At 39.7% G+C, this 21,532-nt stretch carries 17 protein-coding genes; 7 read left to right on the forward strand and 10 right to left on the reverse strand.

The features are described 5' to 3' along the window. Positions 1–102 precede the first annotated feature (102 nt). The 4 genes from AACX33_RS14540 to AACX33_RS14555 form a co-directional block, all read right to left on the reverse strand. The gene (locus AACX33_RS14540) at positions 103–393 is read right to left on the reverse strand and encodes a prevent-host-death protein (protein WP_194003626.1); all 291 of its coding nucleotides are present in this window, start codon (positions 391–393) and stop codon (positions 103–105) included. A gap of 406 nt (positions 394–799) precedes the next feature. Next, positions 800–2,125, reverse strand: a complete 1,326-nt coding sequence (locus tag AACX33_RS14545; RefSeq protein WP_194003624.1) for an ATP-binding protein — start codon at positions 2,123–2,125, stop codon at positions 800–802. Between the two features lie 166 nt (positions 2,126–2,291). Continuing rightward, a complete protein-coding gene (locus AACX33_RS14550; RefSeq protein WP_194003622.1) occupies positions 2,292–3,566 on the reverse strand; it encodes a tellurite resistance TerB C-terminal domain-containing protein in 1,275 nt (424 codons plus the stop codon). A gap of 187 nt (positions 3,567–3,753) precedes the next feature. After that, positions 3,754–5,163: an ATP-binding protein gene (locus tag AACX33_RS14555; RefSeq protein WP_194003620.1), complete on the reverse strand. Its 1,410-nt coding sequence runs from the start codon at positions 5,161–5,163 to the stop codon at positions 3,754–3,756. 87 nt (positions 5,164–5,250) lie between these two features. Here AACX33_RS14555 and AACX33_RS14560 point away from each other — a divergent pair, with 87 nt between their 5' ends. The 4 genes from AACX33_RS14560 (at position 5,251) to AACX33_RS14575 (ending at position 9,205) form a co-directional block, all read left to right on the forward strand. Next, positions 5,251–5,571 carry a TMEM14 family protein gene (locus AACX33_RS14560; protein WP_194003618.1) on the forward strand — a complete coding sequence of 107 codons (321 nt, stop codon included), beginning with the start codon at positions 5,251–5,253 and terminating at the stop codon, positions 5,569–5,571. 724 nt (positions 5,572–6,295) lie between these two features. Then, positions 6,296–7,534, forward strand: a complete 1,239-nt coding sequence (locus AACX33_RS14565; protein WP_194003616.1) for an aminoglycoside phosphotransferase family protein — start codon at positions 6,296–6,298, stop codon at positions 7,532–7,534. Positions 7,535–7,568: 34 nt separating this feature from the next. Next, positions 7,569–8,657 carry a T3SS effector HopA1 family protein gene (locus AACX33_RS14570; RefSeq protein ID WP_194003614.1) on the forward strand — a complete coding sequence of 363 codons (1,089 nt, stop codon included), beginning with the start codon at positions 7,569–7,571 and terminating at the stop codon, positions 8,655–8,657. A 101-nt stretch (positions 8,658–8,758) separates the two neighbouring features. Then, the gene (locus AACX33_RS14575) at positions 8,759–9,205 is read left to right on the forward strand and encodes an acyl-CoA thioesterase (RefSeq protein WP_194003612.1); all 447 of its coding nucleotides are present in this window, start codon (positions 8,759–8,761) and stop codon (positions 9,203–9,205) included. Here AACX33_RS14575 and AACX33_RS14580 read toward each other — a convergent pair. From AACX33_RS14580 to menA, 3 genes are read right to left on the reverse strand one after another with little or no spacing between them, the layout of a single operon-like run. After that, on the reverse strand, positions 9,188–10,558 hold the full coding sequence (locus tag AACX33_RS14580) for a 2-succinylbenzoate--CoA ligase (protein WP_194003610.1): 1,371 nt from the start codon (positions 10,556–10,558) through the stop codon (positions 9,188–9,190). The genes AACX33_RS14575 and AACX33_RS14580 overlap by 18 nt on opposite strands. After that, positions 10,549–11,487 carry an o-succinylbenzoate synthase gene (locus tag AACX33_RS14585; protein WP_194003608.1) on the reverse strand — a complete coding sequence of 313 codons (939 nt, stop codon included), beginning with the start codon at positions 11,485–11,487 and terminating at the stop codon, positions 10,549–10,551. Before AACX33_RS14585 ends, AACX33_RS14580 begins: the two co-directional genes overlap by 10 nt. Before the next feature lie 47 nt (positions 11,488–11,534). Continuing rightward, positions 11,535–12,437, reverse strand: a complete 903-nt coding sequence (gene menA / locus AACX33_RS14590; protein WP_194003606.1) for a 2-carboxy-1,4-naphthoquinone phytyltransferase — start codon at positions 12,435–12,437, stop codon at positions 11,535–11,537. A gap of 367 nt (positions 12,438–12,804) precedes the next feature. Between menA and AACX33_RS14595 the strand changes: the two genes are divergently transcribed. Beyond that, entirely contained in the window at positions 12,805–14,220 is a 1,416-nt protein-coding gene (locus tag AACX33_RS14595; protein WP_194003604.1) for an isochorismate synthase, read from the forward strand. Between the two features lie 31 nt (positions 14,221–14,251). Here AACX33_RS14595 and AACX33_RS14600 read toward each other — a convergent pair whose 3' ends face one another. The 3 genes from AACX33_RS14600 to AACX33_RS14610 all read right to left on the reverse strand — a co-directional run bounded on the left by AACX33_RS14600 (position 14,252) and on the right by AACX33_RS14610 (position 19,918). Then, entirely contained in the window at positions 14,252–14,428 is a 177-nt protein-coding gene (locus tag AACX33_RS14600; protein ID WP_194003601.1) for a hypothetical protein, read from the reverse strand. Positions 14,429–14,517: 89 nt separating this feature from the next. After that, positions 14,518–17,445 (reverse strand): beta-phosphoglucomutase, encoded by a 2,928-nt coding sequence (gene pgmB, locus AACX33_RS14605; protein WP_194003599.1) that lies wholly within the window; start codon positions 17,443–17,445, stop codon positions 14,518–14,520. Positions 17,446–17,488: 43 nt separating this feature from the next. Further along, positions 17,489–19,918, reverse strand: a complete 2,430-nt coding sequence (locus AACX33_RS14610) for a sucrose synthase (RefSeq protein ID WP_194003597.1) — start codon at positions 19,916–19,918, stop codon at positions 17,489–17,491. Between the two features lie 195 nt (positions 19,919–20,113). On the opposite strand from AACX33_RS14610, the gene AACX33_RS14615 reads away from it, so the two are divergent. Together AACX33_RS14615 and AACX33_RS14620 are read left to right on the forward strand one after the other, a co-directional pair. After that, on the forward strand, positions 20,114–20,683 hold the full coding sequence (locus AACX33_RS14615; RefSeq protein ID WP_194003595.1) for a Uma2 family endonuclease: 570 nt from the start codon (positions 20,114–20,116) through the stop codon (positions 20,681–20,683). 131 nt (positions 20,684–20,814) lie between these two features. Then, a complete protein-coding gene (locus tag AACX33_RS14620) occupies positions 20,815–21,477 on the forward strand; it encodes a tetratricopeptide repeat protein (protein ID WP_194003593.1) in 663 nt (220 codons plus the stop codon). The last annotated feature ends 55 nt before the right edge of the window (positions 21,478–21,532 follow it).

Consider the following 21,532-nt stretch of genomic DNA (forward strand, 5'->3'; position numbering starts at 1 on the left):
TTCGATAGCTTGGATGACCTTTTGACGAAGGTCGTAACTGTACGACTTGGGCATATAGCGATCGCCTCCCTCCATAGAAAAAGGTATTGTTACATTCTATGCTTAAATTACCTTGGCGATTGCTATATCAGTAAAAGGATTATCGCGATCGCTGCGTGGTGGTATCTCTAAGCTATAATTTTCCTCAGTGCATAACTGCCGAACTTGTTTAAATACTTGATCTAGAGATATTTTCCCAGCGTTTTGTCGCCAGTTTAAAAATTCTTGAAAAAGCTCAGGGTCTACAATTGCAGCCACTAATTCTTCTTGAGTGTAGATTAGCTGAGGTTCAAGACTTGTCGCATTAATTATTGAGGATAGCTGTTTTTTGGCTTCTTCAAGCGTCCATTTCATTCTAAAAATCTCCAATGTTTGAAATAGAGAATAGCGGTTACTGCTTGATTCATTGATTTCAGGTTCCTATCTTAGCGTAAATAATTACAGGTTTGTAGTGTATCGCTAACGCTAAAGCTCCGCTAATACGTAGTATGCCGTAGGCGTAAGTTCCGCTAACGCGTAGCGTCTCAAATAGATGCTTAAGCCTTTGATTAAGAAGTGAATTGCATTAATTACCTTTGTTTAACTTTTAATAACTTATTCGGGTTTTAATATTGATACGTTAGGAAATAATACCAATTTAATATAAAGATGTATAAATAGAATTTAACTAGAAATCCAGTTCCCCTCCTCGCTTGCGGGAAGGGGTTAGGGGTGGGGTCGAAATAATATGCAGCCTCACAAATAATTGGTATAACAATATTCACAAACTAAACTCTGCTGCATTATCATCCTCATCAGCATCTTTCCCCATAACAGTGGGCTGAAATTTAGAACCATGAATTAGTTCACTAAAAGCCATTCCTGGATTTTGATGCAGGATATTTAACAAACTAATAAAATCCCGGACAATTTCCCCTGGTGTAAGTAAAGCTTCCGCACCCAAACGAGAGACAATTTCTTGGACAAAATCCTTTAACTCAGGATTCTTCAAAACTTGCTCATAACCAAAATTGAGTGCATGAATCTCAGTTAAGCGTTGCAAAAGTGTGAGAATTTCTCCTTCACTCAATGGGTTAAGGCGGATGACTGTCCCTGAATTTTCCTGAACACCTGACTGTGTAGCAAAACGGCTTTCTTTTGTGCGTCTGCGCCAAGCTTGGTCTGCAAAAAGTCCCCGATTGGGGTCTTCTAAAAACCTGGTTGTCCCACCAATAAAAATGCCCAGATGTTCGGCTTTGCATTGCATGGTGTCATTAAACATGGTTAGCAGTCTGTTATAATTCCTTTCACGGGTGACTGTAGTTGATATTTGGTATAGATTTACAGCTTCATCAACTAAAACTAACAGTCCTTTATACCCAATCTCCGCCACAAACTTAGCAAATAGTTTGATGTAGTCATACCAACTATCATCATCAATAATTACCCGAACTCCTAACGCTGCTTTCGATTCAGTTTTAGTATTGAATTCTCCCCGCAACCAACGCATAGCTGCATTTTTTAAATCATCATCATCTAACCGATAGCCACGCCAATAAGCAATAATTACACTACCAAAATCAAAACCATGTACTAAATCTTCAATATACAGCACTACTTCTCTGATTTTAGCTTCAACTTTGTCATCAAAACCATCGTCATTAGGACGCAAATTTGTTTCTTTGACAACTTCTTGTTGAATTTTATTAATCCATCCTTCCAAAATGGAAACTAAAGCACCACCATCAGGACGAGTTTTTGTCGCCAAGTGGCTCATTAATTCGCGATAAGTTGCTAAACCTTCATTGTGGGTTCCTGCTAACCGGCGTGAGGAAGATAAATCAGCATCAGCTACCACAAAACCTTGCTCCATAGCGCGGTTGCGAATTAGTTGGAGGATGAAGCTTTTACCTGAGCCATAGTTACCAATGATAAACCGAAATGCTGATACACCTTCTGCGATGTCATCGAGATTTTGAAATAGGCTTTGAAGTTCTTTTTCTCGCCCCACTGCAATATGCTCAACTCCTGTTCTCGGTACTACTCCTGCGCCGAGAGAGTTGATTAAAGCAGTAGAAATTTTTTTAGAAATTTTGAGTTTAGCCATATAGTTTATTTAATTGCATTTTCAACGCAGAGGTATAGGAGATACACTGAATATTAATTTTGCATTAATACTTCTAATAAAATGTATTTTGGTAGATTGGGGAGCCACTGCGTTGGGCGGGTTTCCCGACTCGTAGTACGTGGCTTGGAAAGAAACCCAACCTACTTTAATTTGATGAAGCTTGTCTAGCTATGAGGTTTTCATACATAGCCAGCATTTTTCTGGCATTTAATATATGCTCTTGATACACTTCAGGAATTTCCAAACTAGGTTCAATGATTAATTCTCCAATAGTATCATTGGCGTGTTCATTTATAGAATCAATTAATAGATTTGGCATAGTAATATTGGCTTCGGCAATTTGTTTAATAATTACCTTGGGGTTATCTTGTTCTACTATGGCTTTTAACACCTGGATTTCATGATTGGGGAGGATTTCTAAAAAATTATTCCATTCTTTAGGTAAAATTACTGTTGTATCTATTGAATCGGAGGAATCAATTAATTCTGTAAAAGAAAACAAATCATTTGCATTTTCATGGAAATCTTCAGGTAAGACTTCTTGATTTAATGTTTCTGTTTGTTGGAGTAATTCCCAAACTTGACTCTGCAATAAGTCTCGTTCGGATTGCAATAAAAAGGATTGTGCTTCGATTTGCTGTAATTCTGATTGCTTTTCTGCGATTTTAGTTTGTAAGTAATTGAGATTTTCGGCTAAATTTTCCCTTTCAGTTTTTGTAGATACTAACAATTGCTTCTGCTGGTTAGTTTCGGTTTCTAGTTCTTGGATTTCAATTCGCAGTTCATACATTTTTTCCTCTAGTTGGGGTTTTAGTCTACCTAGCAGACTGACATTAGTCTCAAGTTCTTGTTTGTCTTGCTGGAGTCCGCCAATTTGATTTTGCAACTGCATAATTTCAGCACGAGATGTATTACAGTTCAAATCCAGGCGACGTTTTTCGGTTGTGAGTTGAGAAAAAGCATGATGCAGTTCTGCTTGATTTTGTTCGAGAATTTTGATTTCAGCAATTAAGTTAATACTTTCGGTTTCTAATTGCTTTTTTTGTCCAGCAAATATGCCTAAATCTCGATGTATACTATCTCTTTGATTTCGGCAATCTAATATTTGATTTTCTAGTTTTTTAGACTCTGCATATAATAAGTTTCGATGCTCTTCTATTTGGTTAATTTCTTTGACAAGGCGGAGTTTAAGTCCCTCCATTTCTTTGATTCGCTTGCGGTGGGAACTTAAAACCAGCATTTCATAATTGCTACGACGCTTATCTATAAATAATGCTGCCGCATAGGTAGCAAGTATAGTAATTATACCTGTGATCAAGGCTTGATTCAAATCCCAGTTTGGGACGAGACTAATGCCAAAACTCACACTAAAGGCAACTATGCCTAGAATATATCGATTGCTGATCATTGCTGATTGCATATTGGTTTTTTTTAGCGTCGTTGAGTTATCAGAATAGGTAGTTGTTAATGCCATTACGACTGATTACTATGATTGAGAAAGCTTTAATTTTAAGTATTTGTACAATTTGTGGGGGAATAAAAAATCATCACAAACTAATTAATTTTATAACTAGTATCCCCAGGCAAGAGTCAAATAGTAAAAAAGCCTAGAGGACAGGTTGATCATCGATTTTAAGTTGTTGTTTTTTTGATGTTTTATTCTCTGAGGGATGAGATGGATGTGTATGGGAATGAGATAGTGCTAAATCTGCTTTTAAAAAATCAATAAACTGCCTGGCTGTACGTCCAGAACGACCATTGTGGCGAGTTGCCCATTGTAATGCTTGATATTCTAAATCTTCTGGAGTAATATTAATTTTGGCTTGGGCTGCTAGATGGTGGACAATTTTTACATAAGTTTTCTGATCGGCTGGTTCAAAGGTGAGAGTGAGACCAAAGCGATCGCTAAATGATAGCTTTTCCTGCATTGTATCCCAGGCATGGATTTCGTTGTTATCCTTGGGCGTTGGTCGATCTACGAAATACTCCCGAATCAAGTGGCGGCGATTGGAGGTAGCATAGACAACTACATTTTGGGGACGTGCAGTTAAATTTCCTTCTAAAACTACCTTCAGTGCTTTAAAAGCATCATCATCTTCTTCAAAGGAAAGGTCATCGACAAAGATAATAAATTTCTGTGGTACTCCCCGCAACTGTTCGACAATTTTTGGTAAATCCTGCAAGTCAGATTTAGCGACTTCCAGCAAGCGGAGATTCTGCTGTCCATACTCATTTAACAAAGCTTTTACCAAGGAAGATTTTCCCGACCCCCGACTACCGTAAAGTAGTATGTGCAGTGCTACCTCTCCTGATAATAAAAATTCTGTATTTTTGATTAAAGTTTCTTGCTGAGACTCGTAACCCACCAGAGTATTCAGCTGGATGGGATCAGAATGCCTAATGCCCACAAACTTACTTTCTTGCCAGCGCAAAGCGTGATATTCTGCAAATAAGCCCGTGCCGAACTGACGATAATAAGCTGCTAACTCTTCTACAGCATCACCCCAATTATCTAACTTTTGTAGGAACACGATTAACTTTGTCTCTATGCTGATATTTGGTTTTTTGTACCAGACAACAGGTGAAATGGGTAAATGGGCGACAGTTTGTACCCACTCGCTCAAAGAAGCACTGCTACATTCATAAAGATTTTGCAACGCCTGTAAATCATGCTCAACTGCGGCTATTAAAGCACGGGGTAAATCCTCAAAATCTTGCTGTTGAGCTAGCCTACTAAAAGGATTATCAGAGATCAGAATTTGAGTAATGAGGTAGTCCTCCCAATTTTGATATCTAGCAGTTAAGGCATAAAAATAACTACCATAGGCTTTAAGACAACTCCGTGCATCGGCATCAGTGTAGCGTATAGCTTGCAACAGGTCAAGGAATGCGATCCCCGCTTCGCTTTGCATGACAGATTGGTAGAGTAAAAGTGATGCTGCTTGACATTGGAGGAATTGTACCTGGCTATGGCTATAGGATGAACTACTGGCTTTTGGCATTGCTGGATTATCCATCAATTAACTGGGTAGTTGAGCTAAAGGGCTATGGTCGAATGTCTGCCGACTCTGGCAGCAAAATCAGAATCTCCAGAGGTTTTAACAATGAATTCAAGTATAATTGCTGCACTTACTTATGGCATTTTAGCGATTATTGGTGGCATCATCGGCTACATTAAGGCTAATAGTCAAGTTTCGCTTTTTAGTGGTATTATTAGTGGTTTTTTACTAATTTTAGCTGCTTACTTTCAAATTCAAGGTCAAGCCTGGGCTTTGATTTTAGCAGTTTTGGTTACCGTAAGTTTAGTAATTTTCTTTGCATTGAGATTAGCTAAAACACGTAAGTTTATGCCGGCGGGATTGATGGTAATTTTGGGGATGTTGGCATTGACCTTCATGGTGAATCAATTGCTTATCGGTAGATAATCATTATCCTCATCCAGTTTTTAAGTAGATATTCCACTCAAAGTAAATTATTTTTTACAATACATTTATACTATATAACGTTAGATTTGTCACGAGATAAAGAACTAAGCTGTTGCGTTTCAGTATTGCCTCCCTCATTTCACTTCTTTCTCTCTCTCCCAGTACTTGTTTTGGTGGCAAATGTAACATTACAGCGGTTCGGCAATATAGATGATTAATATTTGGTCACAAAATAATGACTAACGGCGGAAAACATCCGGTTTTTTTGAGTTGGTGATGATAAATAAAAATAAGACTGTATATAATTTTCCCGGTGTTGAGGATCTCAGTGATTCTACTCTACCTATTGAGAATACTAATTAGTGAATGGTCAACCGCACTGAAAATGAGATGAATTGTTGTGATGACTACTTTATTTGGCAGCATCATATCAATAAAAGTAAAAAACCTCAGTGAAGAATCAATGCTTAAATCCGATAATATCCATCTCTAGGTAGGTGTTTATTTGTTGTTTATCGGTAGTTAAATTTAAATATTTTATAGTGATTAGCAGCGTAATCTAAAGTAAAAATTCAACTTATCTTGCCATAATGGCAGGTTTTAATCTGACAAATGAGATATTAATATATGGAAGCAATTGTTGCTGTCTACCGAAACTGCTAAAGCTAATTCATCTCAATTAATGGTAATTTTATCAGCAATTTTACGAAGTAGGACATAGCATATGTTATTATCACTGTCTTCTCACAACGTTATCCAGTATCTGCAAGAAGCAGGTCTATGTTGCTCAGAAGATGGAGCATCAAATAAAGATGACTTGCTAAAAAGTAGTCCGCAGAATTTAAATTTACTAGTGACTTTAGCAGGTAATCAAAAACTGCTGGTTAAACAAAAACTTCATGTTGAAAATGATGGAACTCCCCAGGAGTTTTTTAATGAATGGCTGTTTTTCCAATTGCTGCAACAGTTTCCGGTTCTAGGAAACATTTCAGCTATCGCACCATTAATACTACATTTTGACGAAGAAAATTCGATACTTATCCGTAATTATTTAAGTGAATATTCCGAACTCGGTGAATTTTATCGCCACAATGATATTTTCCCGCCTGAAATTGCTAGCGCCATTGGTACGACAGTAGCGGGACTACATCGGGCGACTTTTCAACATCGAGAATATCGTAACTTTATGGCGACTGCGCCTGAAGGACAGTTTCGCTATAGCTTTTACAATCCGGCGCAAGGGGTAGATTCTATTAGCCCAGAAATATTTGGTACAGTTCCGACTGAGGCGTTAAAATTCTACCTTCTCTATCAACGTTATGAGAGTTTAGAATCAGCGATCGCAGATTTGGCTTATGAATGGCAACCTTGCTGCTTGACTCACAATGACCTTAACTTAAATAACATCTTAATTCATTCTCGTTGGGATCAGCTAGATAATTGTTTAATTAAATTGATTGATTGGGAAGCTTGTGGTTGGGGAGATCCAGCCTTTGATTTGGGTACTCTCATCGCCAGCTATTTAGGGATTTGGCTTTCCAGTTTGGTGGTAGATCATACCATTGAGTTAGAAGAATCGCTGCATTTAGCCATGACACCCTTAGAGGTACTGCAACCTTCATTACTGGCGTTAATTCGGGCTTATCTGAATGCTTTTCCCATGATTTTGGAGTATCAGAGTGATTTTATTGTGCGAGTCATCAAGTTTACAGGACTGGCGCTGATTAATCAAATTCAAGCAACTATTAAGCATCGTAAATATTTTGGCAATACTGACATTTGTATGCTTCAGATTGCGAAAAATCTCCTTACCATACCAGAACAATCGGTATTGAGTATTTTCGGGGTTTCTGAGGCGAAAATTGTCAAATCTTTGGCAAAAATTCATAAATTCCCCCAACCTGAACCACAGCAGCAATTGGTTCCTCTTTATTACGAAAAAACTCGCCTACGGGGTTGTTAATTAAAGTTTTATTTGATTTATCCGGGACTAATTAATGCTAAATTCTTCTACCAATCCATTGCTAACTTCTCTGCTTGATATTGCGAGTAATATCGAGATTAAGTCCAACTTTTCAATTTACCATCCCAATTATCAACCGTTTGCTTTACCAGCGAAAATAGCAGATAGATTTCAACAAAATCCTGCGGCTTTACAGCATAAATATCTAAATTTATTACTGCGAAATTTCCTGTACGGTATCTATTACAATGGTTCCTTACAAAGCACTTTGGCTGTTAATATTCAAACTGCTAATTGCTTGCGACACCAAGCTTTAGAAGCTAATTCTATTGTGGATGTAGATTGGGAATTTTACGAACAACTACAAACCAGCAATCACGGTAAAGGTTATTTTGACCCCAGTTGGCAGGTATTGCGTCTGGAACCGGATGGTAGTATGGCAGTAACTAAAGGCGGTTTGACAGTATATGTAGAACCAGACTGTCATCTCAAACCGAGTAAAAAATCTGCCCAGGTGGGGGAATCAGTAGCGATTTGGATGCCTAAAAATCGACTGCAAAAGGGCTGTTATTTAGCAGTCAGCAACGTGGGACAGGAAAAGCAAGGTAACCCAGATGCGGATTTGGGTATAGGCAGAATCTATTTTAACTTTACTTCATCGGGTGCGATCGCTTGCATGGATGGATTGACCCAGCAACTGAATGCAGCTAATATTCCTTTTACTTTTCAGGTTCTCTATAATCCTGCTGCATACGGACGCTATGACTCAGGGATACTTTATTTTGAACGCCAGGATTATCCAGCCATTCGCAAAATTCTTCAGGCTGTTTATACAGAATATCAATCTCATTTCCAACCGGAAATACCTTTGTTTACCAAGTTTTTAGCCCCAGGACTGAGTTTAGCTGAAGAACCAACCCAAAAATTCGCCGCACAGGAAAGTTTTGGAATGAACCGTTGTCAAATTGTCGCGAATGCTTTATTGGAAGCTTGGGAAAAAGGGAAAAATGCAATGGAGGAACGCATGAGGGTGATTGACCAACATTTTGCCCAGCATTTGATTGATTTGCAACGTCCTTACCTCAACCCCAGTTCTGAGGATATATACCAACCTTTGAAATAATTCGTAAGCTAATATTTATTTGTGTTGATTTGTGGCGTATTATGATCAAGCTGGTTTTTCTAATTACGAATTACAAATTACGAATTACGAATTATTAAATAATGCCTTTTACTTATAACCGGACTATTCGCCTTCAAGATACAGATGCTGCTGGAGTAGTTTATTTTGCTAATGCTTTGTCTATTTGTCATGAAGCTTATGAAGCATCTCTAGAAGCATCGAATATTAATCTCAAGGCATTTTTTACTAATCCACCTATAGCTTTTCCGATTGTTAATGCTAGTGTGGATTTTTTTCGACCGATGTTCTGCGGGAATAAGTTAGAAATTAGTTTAATTCCTCACAAGCTAGGTGTGAATAAGTTTGAAGTTATTTATGAAATAATGGTTGAAAATGTGCTGGTTGCTAAGGCTGTTACTAGACACGTTTGTATTGATGCAATTAGTAGAACTAAGCAGGATTTGTCTGCTGAGATAATTCAGTGGTTGGAAACGAACCGCCACGACGCAGAGGCCGCGGAGAGAAGAAAATTAAGAGAGATTTTGTAGATGTTCTGCGGCTATTTTTTGCAGTTCTTGACGGTTGATTTTTCCTTGGGGATTTCGCGGTAAGGTGGGTACGGAAATCCAGTGTTTGGGAATTTTGAATTTACTCAGTTTTTTCTGAAGTTCTGCTTGCAGTTTTAAGCTAGAAATCTGGGGATGTTTGGGGATATAAATGGCTGTAACTGCTTCTCCCCAGTGTTTATCTGGTAAGCCGATGATACAAACATCAGTTACCATTTGAGTTGATCTGATTGCGGCTTCAATTTCTACTGGGTAAATGTTTTCTCCGCCTGTGATAATTTTGTCGCTGCTACGTCCGATAATACTTAAATATCCTTGTGAATCTAAATATCCTATGTCGTCTACTTGTAAATAATGCTGATTTTCCCAAGTTTGCGGATAGTAGCCCAGGGCTAATGATTGCGCCTGAATGGTAATATTTCCGGTTTGATAGGGATTTAAAATTTCACCTTGTTGATTGCGAATTTTTACCTGTGCATGAGGGAGAATTTGACCACTGTTAATTTTACCATTGAGAAAGTCATCTGGTTTGAGGGTGGCAATTTGAGATGCTGTTTCTGTCATCCCATAGGTTGGTGCTAAACGGATGCGGTGAAATTTCGCTTTTTCTAAGAGTTCCTCCCACGCTGGCGCACCTCCTAAAAGTACAGTGGTGAATTGGGATAGCCATTGTGTTAGTTGGGGGTTTTCTAGTAAGCGTTGTAATTGTGTGGGTACTAAAGATATAAAGAAATCTGCGGGTGCAATCTGGTATTCTGGACTTGATGCTAAAGTCTTAAATGGTGCGATAGCTAATTTACCTCCAGTGGTGAAGGATCGCATAAATTGCATTAAACCACTAACATGGTATAGAGGTAAGACACAAAAGGAATTGACTTGTGTTAGCTGAAAATATTCGGTAAATCCTTGCACAGATGCGATCAAAGTCTCCCATGTATGAATAGCAAATTTAATCTTTCCCGATGAACCACCTGTGGGAATCATGATGTATGGGGATTGGTTCGAGATGCGATGAGGAGATATTTTTATTTCTAGTCCCCAAATTATATCAGGTTGTACTAATTCTAAAACTTGTTGCCATTCTTGTTTTCCCCAGTCGGGGTTACACAAAAAAACTGGACAACCAGCAGCACAAGCGGCAATAAAACCTGCAAAAAATCGCACTGGTTCACGTTCTGCTAAGATGATTTTTGGAGTATTTCCAGAAGTTAATTTATGCTGTAGTTCTAAATATAATTCTGAGGCTATTTGCTGAAATTGATGATTATTGTCACCAATGATAAAATCTTTTTCAGCCAGTTGGTTTAGATAAAATATAGGTAATTCTATGGACATTTAAATTCCGGTTTTTCTGCTGGTTCTAAAAAATGATTTATCCCAAAACCAACAGCCCTATTTGTCAGAGATAATTCTGCTGCTAGTTGGAGTGCTGCTTGTCTGCCAATTTCTGTTTCAAAGACTGACGAAAATACTGCATCAATTTGATGTTGTTGGCAGAATTGCCGCAGACGAGACGGTGAACCGGCTATACCTGGTTTAATCACAAAAATTCCTCGCCAACCTTGTTGCCAGCATTCCTCAAGTTGCTTGAGTGTGGCTACAGATTCATCTAAGGCGATCGCAGTTCTAAAACCAGCACTCAATTCCAACATCTCCGAAAACTGTTCCACAGGCAATGGTTGTTCAAGAAACTCAATATTTGCCGAAATATCGTCACAAATCCCCAGCCACCGTTTAGCTTCCTCATAACTCAGTCCACCATTAGCATCTAAGCGCAATTTAGCCGCAGGTGGTAAAGTACGCGTTAGTAAGTCAAAAATTTCCAACTCCTGAGAAATTGCATTTACCCCAATTTTCCATTTAAACGTGCGATATCCCTCCTTCCACAGCCTTTCCCATTCACTTAAAGCCGCCTCTCCAGAAGGTAGTAAACCACTATAAGTCAGAAATTGGGTATATTTCTTGTCTTCCCCACTCCCCATTCCTCCCAAAGCTGACTCAAAACCAAATTGACAAGCTGGTAAACTATCCGGGATAGAGAAAATCATTTCCTCTGTAACTTCTGCGGGTAATTGGCGACAAAAATTTAAAGCCTGTTCTAGAGTTTCCGAACCAAACCAACTAATAGGGGCAATTTCCCCGTAACCACAGTTACCCAGACAAACGATTATCCCCTCACGGGTATGCCACAACCCATGATTAGTAACCAATGGCTGTAAAAAGCGCCGCCGATAACAACGAAAATCAAATTGATAACCTCTCACCTCTCCCTCTCCGCGCCTCTGCGCCTCTGCGTGATAAAAATTTCTTATCAACCCCCCAACATAAACCCCAAACCCAACAGCGAACAACAGCAAAAATGTAAATTAACCGCAATAAACTTACAATTACTCACCTTTTCCGGCAGATGATGATTTTGCTGAACATGGCGACATAACTGGAACGCATAAGGTAAACTCAACCAACTCAGCAAAGTCCAAACAGGGAACATCCCCAATAACACAAATAGTAAAATCAGAGGATAAATACCGCCCGTAAACCAAGAGAGAAGTTTTGCAGCTTTTGCCGTACCCAGACGCACAACAGGCGATCGCTTACCTGCGGCTATGTCATCCTTAACTTGGTGAAAGTGTGAGCAAAATAAAACTAAGCTGGTAGCAATGCCCACAATCACTGACGCTGCTAAACTATTTATTGACCAACTTGCCGTTTGGCTATAGTATGCGGCGGCGATCGCCAAAGGGCCAAAAGCAAAAAAACAAATAATTTCGCCCAAACCCTGGTATCCTAAGCGAAAGGGAGGCCCTTGGTATGTGTAGCCCAAAGCGCAGCACAGCAGAATTAAGCCGATGACAGTGGGGTCTTTTTGCCAAATAGCGATCGCGATTATTCCCAACAACCCAGAAACCAAACACAAGTTTCCTAACCAAAATATTAATAGCTTATTTCCAGTTAAATTTACTAAAGAATGATGTTTGTTTTCGTCAATACCCGTTTCTGAATCAAAGACATCATTACTGATATTTTCCCAAGCTAAAATTAAAATTGCCGCAGCGATAAAAGTAGAAAATACTACTACATTAAAACTATTGGTTTCCGCAAAAGCCACTGCTGTTCCTACCCAAATCGGCATGATCGCAACGCTATACATTGGCGGTTTAATTGCCGCCATCCATAATTTAATTTGAGGATTTACAATCTGTTTTGTCGTCATCAGTCGTGATTCATGAGATTACAGTAACCTTACTTATACATAAAATTTTACAGTTTCGAGAGACACCAGCACCGCCCCGCGCCATTCAACAGTGATTTTGTAGCGCTGGAACTCTGGGGTTTACTAAATACTGGTTAAGTGCCAAACTTAGGGAATTTGCTGTGGCTGGTTAACCTCTCGTTAGTAACACTCACTTTTTGGATACAACCCAAAACTAAGGATAGCTGTTCAGCGTCTGGGAACACCATAAATACAGCAAACCATACTCTGGTGAAGTGGCAACTGAATATGTTACCTGTAGAAATACGACCACGTTTAATTACACTTTAGGAAGTTAACTTAAAAAAAGTTTACTATTGCTAGATCCATGACAGTTTTACCATGTCGCAGCAACTTCTTTGTCAAAAACAAAGACCTATACCATTTTCTGTTAAACGTTCAGGAAAATTGCCTCAAGCATAATTGTCGGCAAATTGTGAGTATTTCGCTGAATATTGACTGGGTAGATCCCTTAGTTGTATTAGATAAACTTACGCAAGCAAATGAAATAAATTTTTACTTTGAGAATCAAGCTAAAGGAGAAGCGATCGCGGCCATTGATACTGTGACAAAATTAGAAATTGATGGCAAAGAGCGTTTTCATCAAGCTGAACATTTTATCAAATTTTGTCTAAAAAATATTATAAATTTTGGTAACAATCAGCCAACATTTGCGGGACCTCACTTTTTTTGTTATTTCGGCTTTTTTGATTATAATTCTCAAATAGATTACCCTTTTCCATCGGCTACAGTTTTTCTTCCCCGTTGGCAAATATCAGTTAAAAATCAACATTGCATATTAGTCAACAATATAATTATCAAACCCAGCACCAATGTAGAAAGTATATTGCAGGATTTGCAGCATAAAATTGCTCAAATTCAGTCTTTAGAATATGCTGCTCCAAATTTAGAACAGTTACCCAATAAGTTTAGTAAACAATCTGTCACTAATCCTCAAGATTTTAAACGATCTGTGGGATCAGCCGTAGAAAAAATTCGGTCTAGCCATTTAATTAAAATTGTCCTAGCAAATGCCTTAGATGTAAAATCCAGCCATATTTTTAATTTATTCAAATCATTAAACAATCTACGGCAAATACATCCTAATTGTTATATTTTTTCTACTAGCAATGGTAAGGGACAAAACTTCATTGGTGCGAGTCCAGAAAGATTAATTAGTATTCATAATCAAGAGTTAATTTCCGATGCTTTAGCTGGTTCTGCACCCAGAGGTAAAACACCTGCTGAAGATGCCGCTAATGCCAATCGGTTATTAAATAGTATCAAAGAAAGACATGAACATTCTCTAGTAATTGATTTCATTACTCAACGCCTCACCCAGTTAGGTTTGTTACCCGAAGTATTAGCGCCGCGCCTGAGACAATTATCTAATATCCAGCATTTATGGACACCAATTACAGCCAAAGTTAGCGCTAATGTCCACCCGTTAAAGATTGTTTCCCAATTGCATCCTACTCCAGCCGTGGCGGGTGCAACGAGAGATTTTGCTTGTGCAGAAATTCGTCGTTATGAAAGTTTTGAGCGGGGTTTATATGCTGCGCCTCTGGGTTGGATAGATGCTAGCGGTAACTGTGAGTTTATTGTGGGGATTCGTTCGGCTTTAATTGATGGCGATCGCGCGAGGTTGTATGCTGGTGCTGGGATTGTGGCTGGTTCTGATCCTGAGAAAGAGTTTGCTGAGGTGCAACTGAAACTTCAGGCTTTGCTGAAGGCTTTGGTTTAAACGCAGAGGTACGCAAAGGTACGCGGAGGTTTTAGTCGTTTTTTTTGTCAGGGGGATCGCCTTCAAAGGGTTGAACTCCTGTGGCTGGATAGTTGTCGTCTCTGGGGCTGAAGATTCTGCTGACTGCTTCTGAGATATAGTTCATTACTTGCTGAGGAATATTTCTCATTGATTGCAGTATTTCCCGTGTTCTTCCAGATTTAGACATAAAATTATCTCCCTTAAAAAACTTACCCTCTTCCCTTGGCGAACTTGGCACCTTGGCGGTTCGTTAATCCAAATAAAATTTGTAGAAAGTCAATATTTCTGTGCCACAGCTTCCCTCAATTTGTCTTGCAACTCTGCCCACTTCACACCTGCTAAACTAGGCAGAACAACATGAGCCGCACCGACGCGTTCTGAGGGGCCTAAACCTACAGCCCACATCCCAGCCGCTAAAGCAGCTTCTACACCCGCCGCCGCATCTTCAATCACCACACATTGATCTGGTGGAACGCCTAATTGCTCGGCTGCATACAAAAACAGGTCGGGGGCTGGCTTCGGTTGTTGTACACTATAACCATCTGCGATCGCATCTACATGATCAGCAATTCCCAAACGCTCTACAACCACCTGGGCATTTTTGCTGGCTGAACCAATGGCGATTTTTATCCCCTGTTGTCGCAATTCATCCAATAAAGCGATCGCACCTGGCAACACATCTTTTGGTGTAATATTTTCAATTAGATCCACATAGTAGCCGTTTTTACGCTCCAACATTTCCTGAATTTCTGCCTCTGAATATTTTTTATTCTTAATAATCCGCATCAGAGAAGCCCGACGAGATATACCCCGCAACGCCTCATTAGCTTGCCGATTAAATTCGATATCCTCCTCATCTGCTAATTTCTGCCAAGCTTGATAGTGGTATTCTGCTGTATCAGTTAACACGCCGTCTAAATCAAATATCACCCCTTGGATTTTAGAAGTGTGGGGAGATGAAGGAGCAAATAAAATAAATCCTTTGTTACTTTCCTCCTGAGTGATTTGGGGACGTAAATCAAACTCATGCCATTTACCGCGCCAGTGCAGTTTAAACTTCAGGCGTGTCCAACCCCTGGGTAAATGAGGGTTGGCCAGAGGGCGACTGTCTCTCAGTTTAATCCCACCAAAACCAAACACCACAGCTTGCCAAATTCCCCCCGCATTCGCCCCGTGAATACCATCGGCAGCGTTACCACGGATATCTTCGAGATCCACCATTGCTGCTTGCATAAACCGTTCGTAAGCCTCAGCCGACTTGCCTAAATCTGAAGCTAAAATGGCATGAATTGCTGGGCCAAGTGATGAACCATAAGTAATATCAGTGCGGGGTGCGTAGTAGTCCCAATTTGCTTGTAATGATTTTTGATTGTAAGGAAAATCTCCTAATTCCCGCATTAAGTACAACAGCATCAATACATCTGGCTGCTTGAGTACCTGCAATTTATTGGTTTTTTCAATACCCAAAATCCCTTGCATCGACTGGGTGCGTGGTTCATAGTCATTCCAGTTAATATCTTCCAACTGGAAAAATCCCTCAAACTGTTCAATTAATCCCGTTTCAGCATCGTAAGGAATCCAAAGTTTAGCCACGATATCTTCCCACTGGGTTTTTATCTCAGCCGTGAGTTGTAATTTATCCTCTAATTCCTTAGCTCGTTCTGGGAAATTTTGATGCAGCCAATCATTGACTATCAAAGCTTTTTCTAAATGCCACTGCACTATCCGATTAGTAAAGGTATTATTATGGACAAACTCGTGATATTCATCCGCTCCAATTACCCCCCGAATTTCATAGCGGTCTTGTTCAGAATTAAACTCAACTCGACTATTCCAAAAGACAGCTGTATCTAAAATAATCTCAGCACCGCACTTTTGCATCCATTCATCATCGCCGGTGGCTTGCCAGTAATACCAAACAGCATAAGAAATATCTGAACTAATGTGTATTTCGTGGTCACGACACCAAATTCTGATATCTTCACCGTAAAAATCGCTAGGAAGTGACCAACGTGGTGTAACTTCATCCCCTGTAACCGCACTTTCCCAAGCATACATCGCCCCTTTATAACCATAATGGGATGCCTTGCGTCGCGCACCATTTAAAGTGTGGTAACGATAACTTAATAAATTTCGGGCTAAAGCAGGTTGGGTGAAAGTAAAAAAGGGCAGAATAAAAATTTCTGTATCCCAAAAAATATGACCACGATAGCCAAACCCTGACAAAGTTTTAGCGGGAATGCTGACTTTTTCATCATGCTTGGGCGCAGAAATCAGCAGTTGAAATAGATTGTAACGCACAGCAAAAGCAGCTTTACTATCTCCCTCAATCACGATATCGCTATAGTGCCAAACCTCATTCCATGCTTGGGCGTTGGCTTGCAGCAAAGTTATATAGTCTGGCAATTGCGCGAGTTTTTCTTGAGCTGCTGGCACTGGTTGGGAAACATCCCGTGAGGTAAAAACTGTCACAGTCTTCTCTACTGTCACCGTCTGCTGTGATGTAGCCAGGAAGGTTGCAGTTAAGGTAGGGTAGCCAGGGGCAGTATGCACTTCTAAAGCTGCCTCAGTTCCCGATATTACCATCCTTGCCGCCATGCCAATATCGATCCGGGAACCGCGAGTCCGGCTGTGTAACCAAATTCCTTGTTCAGTTTTACCCTGGTCGATTGCTTCCCAATGATTAAAACCCTGATTCTCTGGGTAGCCGTTAATACTCGCCTGAATTTCAATCATTCCATCAAAATCTACAGGCGTTACTTGACAGCGCTGCCCCAATACGTGCTGGTCAGCTAAACTGGCAAAGCGTTCAAAGTGAATATCTACAGTTTTCCCGCTGGGACTGCGCCAACGCAAAGAACGGGAAAAAATACCCTGACGTAAATCTAGTTGTCGATCATACCTTAATATCTCCCCCTGATCCAAACGAAATTTGTCGCCATTGATACTCAATACCAATGGTAGCCAGTCGGGACAATTGGCGAGTTCTGTATAAACTACAGGAACATCATCATAGACACCATGGATGAAAGTAGCTGGTAATGCACGAATATAACCTTCCTCAAAACTGCCCCGTGTTCCCAGGTATCCGTTGCCAATTGTAAAGATGGTTTCTCTAGAATGCAATTGTTCTGGGTCAAAATGAGTTTCAATTAATATCCAATCTGTATAGATAAAATGGTTATTAGGAGTTTTTTTATTCATCGTGAATACCTTTGCTAAATTCACAATTAGCAATGCAGAATTTTCAATTTTGCATGACGAGAGAACGTTGCATATGTTCTTCTAAAATCTTTTCCGCTCTGGGTTTAAAAATTAGGTGAAATAAGGTTTCTAAATAGCGATGTTTAGCGGCGTTATTCTCCGGAGCGGCAAAGTTCCAAAAGCTAAATATTTTCGCCAACAATAGTGTTTGACTGGTGTTTAACTGCCAATTATATTTATTAAGAATACGCTGACTCATGGAATCGGAAACTTTCTGCCAGTAATGGGGTTGAGTCTCACATTCATCAATGAAGCTCAAAATTTGATTTGCTGTTTCCTTGAAATCTGTAGGATTAATATGAAAAGTATCTTCTCGCTCTTCAATAATTTCCACAGCACCACCAAATTTAGTGACGAAAGTTGGTAAACCAGAAACCATCGCTTCTAGAATGCTGCGACCAAAGGATTCAAAGCGGGCAAAGTGGACATAAATTCCTTGAGAATCGGCAATTACTCGGTATGCTTCTCCGAGATCAGGGCTAGGAAGACGCATCCCTATACAGCGGATATTTCCGTGGAGTTCATACTGATTGATTATGTCATGGAGTTTTTGAATTTCCTCTACTTCTTTTGAATTGGTGGCTTCATTTGGATACAGTTTACTCGTAATAATAATCAGGTTACAACGTTCTTGTAATGCCCGATTTTTAGCAAAACATTCCGCCAATCCCGCGAGATTTTTTACTGAGGTGATGGGGGCAACAGTAAGGATTGGGCGCTTGTTAGGGTTATCTAAGTGACCGAGGATTTGGGAATGTTCACGAGTAAAAAGTAAATCCTGTACTTGGGTAGTAAATTCGGGATCTCGCCTGTCTTTTTGGTGATAAGGGAAAAAGATGTTTTCACTGACTCCTGGCGGAACCATGTTGAATTTAGGACTGAACAAATCAATCCCATTAATCACATGATATAGATCCGGCATGGTAAAACATTTGTATGACTCATATTGACCGATTGTGTCTGGTGTGCCGACAATTTCTTGGTAGGATGAAGTGATGATAAAATCAGCCGCATTCATGCTAATTAAATCGGCGGTAAATTGTGCAGAAAAGTGATAAATTTCTTCTAGATTTTGCCAATATAAATTACTAAATAAGTGCTTAGGTTTTTCTAAAGAATGGGCAATATTGCACTGGGTAACTTTTAGGCTGCGGGAAATGAGAGAGGCGACTAAGTTACCGTCGCTATAGTTGCCCACAATCAGATTTGGACAACCTTGGAATTGAGTTAATAGTTCTTTCTCGGCATCTTGGGCAAATGTTTCTAAATAAGGCCAAATCTCATATTTAGAAATCCAATTGTTGGTAATATCAGAATTAAATTCGCCAAAGGGAACGCGTAATATCCAAGCATTTTCAGTATCGTGGATTTTTTCTAACCGCAAATTACATTCTGTGCCTTTGCAGTTAGGAATGAGTCTGGTGAGGATAATTACATGAGGTTGAATCCCTAATAAGTCAAGTCCCGCAAGTTTGATTTCTGCTTGGAGTTTATTTTCTAAACTGCGGGCTTGTTCGAGGACATATATTACTTGACCTAGTGTTTCATCTCTACCTAAAACATCCTGTTGACCAACCCAACCGTGTATGGAAACGAGGGCGACGCGGAAAATGGCGGGGACACGGGCGACAAAGGCTTCTAAGATAGCGGGTTGGGGGTTATCAATGAGTTGTTCTAACAGTTCTAGGGTTTCGGATATGCGCCCAGCCGTATTACCCCACCCTGGTTCCAAACCGAGTTCTTGGAGGTGAGGACGAAAATTGGCGTAAGGTTCTTCTGGGGGTTGCTGATTGAGAAATTTTAAGGCTTGCTTAATTTGTTTGACTAGGTGAAGACCGGAGGGAATGCGATCGCTAATTAGCAGCGGTTTTTGATCATAAGTCAGCCGATATAATGCTTGAAATATCACCTCTAGCCAATAATGAGTGTCATTAGACAGTTGATTACACAAGTAACGATTCAGAAAGGCTAGACCTTGACCAATGTTTCTGGGGTCACTGATTCTAGTGGATTCTTCCGAAAAAGGTTGAAAATCAATTTCGAGAATGTGCGGTTGATAGCGATTAACGAGGCGATCGCTGACATCTAACCACGCTTGGGGTGTCATTGACTCAAATCCAGAGAAATCGGTTTGCAGTCGCCACACTTGTTGACTACCAATCCTGGGTCGAACCACAAACCATGTGCCTTCTGCTTCTAAAATCATTTCATGGGTATTATGAATTAGTCTGCCAATAGAAGAAGAATAATAAAAGTAAGTAGGCTTTTGGTATTGGTGACAAAAGTCGGCAAAATTATGTAAAATCTCGTTTCTTAAAAAATAACGTTTATCGGTAGCACTTAATTCCAGGATAAACTGACGCAGAGTAATTTTTTCTTCACTGTTTAATACAGTCTCACATAATTCATGCATAACAAGTTTCACAACGGTAGTAGGTTAAGACCTCATTTATCTCTCCTATCTCCAAGACGCTAGGCGAACAGCAACTGTGATCTTTGAGGTACATTTCCCGTTTTTATATGTATATGCTAGATAGTAGGAAAGCTGTTAACTTCTGGCTTGGGGATGAAACCCCAGGAATATAGTCTATACCTTGAGGTTTTAAATATGGTTGCTTCCCCGGAAATCTACGTCACTCCTGAAGAATACTTAGAGATGGAAGAGCAGAGTGATATTAAACATGAGTATATTGATGGCTATATCTACGCAATGGCGGGGGCGCTAGATTCCCATGTGACAATTGCGCTCAACCTTGCTACTCTCCTCCGTAATCATGTACGTGGTTCAGGTTGTCGTGTTTACATCGCGGATATGAAAGCCAGAATTGAATCACTGAATCGGTTTTACTATCCCGATGTCATGGTAACTTGCGACCAAAGAGACCAAGAAACGCCAGCTTATAAAAGATTTTCTACTTTAATTGTGGAAGTTTTATCTGATTCTACCGAAGCCTTTGACCGAGGGGATAAATTCGCCGATTATCAGCTGCTAGAAACTCTAGAAGAATACGTCTTAATTAACACAAAACGTCAGCGAGTTGAATGTTTTCGCCGTAATGGTCAAGGGCTGTGGGTTTTGCAATCCTACACAGCAGAAGAAAAGTCATTTCGATTAAATAGTATAGACTTTGAGGCGACTATAGCAGAACTTTACGAAGATGTAGTTTTTGCATCATAGAGGATATTTGATAGGCGTGAGGTTTTGCCTAAAAAACCGGATGGGGTGGGTTTTGCCCATACTTCATTATTTTAGTAACTTGGGAAAAAATTTTTGTGTGTTAAATTAGCGTTATTAATCTGGTTGAAATTATGAAATTTACATTCTCTAAACCTTCTGTGTTAGCTTATGCATCGTCTATTTTGCTGCTAGGTTTTTCGATCCCGTTAGTTGCACAAATACCAGCTTCTAATGCTGCTAGTGAGTGCCAAACTTTTAAGCCACCGTATCTGAATACAGTCAAAGACTTCATAGGTCTGGGACACTTTCAAGAAGACTGCGAAAAAGACTCCCAATCTGCGGTTTCTTCTTTTACACAGGCAATTACTCTCAATCCTCAAGGTGAAGAAGCATACTATCATCGTGCTAATGCTTACTATAACCTGGGAAATTATCAAGCCGCAGTGGCGGACCATAGCGAAGTAATTAGGCAAAATACAGGTAGGTTTGGTTTTAGTAGGGGAGCTTATTGGAACCGGGCTAGGGCTTATGAAAAGTTAGGGGAAAAAAAGAAAGCAATTTCCGATTTGAATCAATTAATTGGTGATAGTAGTCCCAATGCTGATCAATACTTTTTCAGAGGTAATATGTACCGTGATTTAAATAATAAAGCCAGTGCAATGGCAGATTACAAAGCGGCAGAGAAACTTTTACAGCAGTATTTAAATGGGGATTTCGGAAATGGTTTACAAGATCCTCGATATCAAGTGATGCTGGAGAATGTTAGAAATGAATTAGCCCAGATAAATTATTAACAGTGTGATAGCATGAATTATATGGGACGAAAAATAAATAATTTATTTGTCTGCA

It is taken from the genome of Nodularia sp. LEGE 04288 (assembly GCF_963896525.1).
GTDB lineage: Bacteria > Cyanobacteriota > Cyanobacteriia > Cyanobacteriales > Nostocaceae > Nodularia.